The following is a 2062-nucleotide window of genomic DNA, read 5'->3' on the forward strand; positions in this document are numbered from 1 at the left end:
GCGCCCCCCCCGCGGGGCGGCGCCCGCGCGCCCCACCCCCCCCCCCCCCCGGCGCGTGTGGCGGGGGCGCCCTCGGTTGTGACACCCGGTGGTGCGGAGTGTCCGTCAGGCGACGTTCTTGTACGACGACCCCTGCTGCGGCGGGTTCCCGGAGCGGCCGCGCGGGGCCCCCGTGGCGCGGCGCGCCTGGGCGGGGCGGCCGCGCCGGCCGCGGGACGACGAGGAACCGCCCTTGGGGCGCTCCGTGACCGGCGCGGAGACGGTGACCGGGACACCCGAAGGCGCCTGGGCGCCGGTGATCCGGCTCAGCTCGGCCTCGCCGGACCGCACCTGGGCGATCTGCGGGGTGATCCCGGCGTCGGCCATCAGCCGGGACATCTCGCGCCGCTGGTTGGGCAGCACCAGGGTGACGACACTGCCTGACTCGCCCGCACGCGCGGTACGGCCGCCCCGGTGCAGATAGTCCTTGTGGTCGCTGGGCGGGTCGACGTTGACGACCAGGTCGAGGTTGTCGACATGGATGCCGCGGGCCGCGACGTTGGTGGCCACCAGTACGGTGACCTGCCCCGTCTTGAACTGGGCGAGGGTCCGGGTGCGCTGCGGCTGCGACTTCCCGCCGTGCAGCGCGGCGGCCCGTACGCCGCTGTTCAGCAGGTGCTTGGTCAGCTGGTCCACGGCGTGCTTGGTGTCCAGGAACATCAGCACCCGGCCGTCACGCGCGGCGATCTCGGTGGTCGTCGCGTACTTGTCGGCCCCGTGGATGTGCAGCAGGTGGTGCTCCATCGTGGTCACCGCGCCCGCCGAGGGGTCGACGGAGTGGACCACCGGGTCGTGCAGATAGCGGCGGACCAGCAGGTCGACATTGCGGTCCAGGGTCGCCGAGAACAGCATGCGCTGCCCGTCCGGGCGTACCTGGTCGAGCAGTTCGGTGACCTGTGGCATGAAGCCCATGTCGGCCATCTGGTCGGCTTCGTCCAGCACGGTGATGGCGACCTGGTCGAGGCGGCAGTCGCCGCGCTCGATGAGATCCTTGAGCCGGCCCGGGGTCGCGACCACGATCTCGGCGCCGCCCCGCAGAGCGCCGGCCTGCCGGCCGATCGACATACCGCCCACCACGGTGGCCAGCCGCAGCCGCAGCGACCTTGCGTACGGGGTGAGCGCGTCGGTGACCTGCTGGGCCAGTTCACGGGTGGGGACGAGGACCAGTGCCAGCGGCTGGCGCGGCTGCGCGCGCCGGCCCGCGGTACGGACGAGCATGCCGAGGCCGAACGCGAGGGTCTTGCCCGACCCGGTGCGCCCGCGCCCCAGCACGTCCCGGCCGGCCAGCGAGTTCGGCAGCGTCGCGGCCTGGATCGGGAACGGCTCGTTCACACCCAGGCTCGTGAGCATCTTCAGCAGCTCGGGCGGCAGCCCCATGTCGGCGAACGAAGCGGCCGGGGGCAGTGCCGGGGTGATCGTGACGGGCAGGGCGAACTCACCCTGCGGGGCGGGCCTGCGGCCGCGGCCACCGGAGCGGTTGGGGGCGCCGGACCTGCCGGATGCGCCGGAGCGGTTCGATGCCTGGGAGCGGAAGCCGCCCCGGCCCGAACCTGAGCCCCCACCGGTGCGGGTACGGGAGTGACGGTCGTTCGTACGTGCTGTGCGGTCCATACGGATCCTTCCTCGATGTGGCACGTATCGAGGAATTCCCGGCAGCCGACAGAGGCCGCAGAATCGCAAGAACGAGCCGGAATAAAGAGCGAAATCAAGGCCGGGCAGATCGGAGAAAAGCCAGGGCGGTGAGATCGGGACAGCCGGAGACCGCCGAACGGATGCGGCTGGTGTACCGGCTGGTACAGGGTTCTGGTTCGGACGGGCCCCTGTCCGTCGACCGGAGGCGGCGGGCTGTGCACTCTGCCCCGGCGGGGCTGCGGTGCGCGCCCGGTTACGGGCCCTGCCGGAAACCGTAACAGGGATCCGGGCGAAGCCCGAACAAAGCAACAAGCTGGGGCCCGCACCCCAAGGTGGGGGGCCCCGCGTGGGTGGGGGGGCAGGCGGGGACGATGTTCTCGGCCGGCGGGCC

1 protein-coding gene is annotated in these 2062 nt (G+C 72.8%); it reads right to left on the reverse strand.

Annotated elements, in window-relative coordinates:
* Window positions 1-105: 105 nt before the first annotated feature.
* On the reverse strand, window positions 106-1650 hold the full coding sequence (locus tag ACFXBC_RS35050; protein WP_385034182.1) for a DEAD/DEAH box helicase: 1545 nt from the start codon (window positions 1648-1650) through the stop codon (window positions 106-108).
* Window positions 1651-2062 lie beyond the last annotated feature (412 nt).

Source organism: Streptomyces sp. NPDC059398 (assembly GCF_042751845.1).
In the GTDB taxonomy this organism is placed as follows: domain Bacteria; phylum Actinomycetota; class Actinomycetes; order Streptomycetales; family Streptomycetaceae; genus Streptomyces.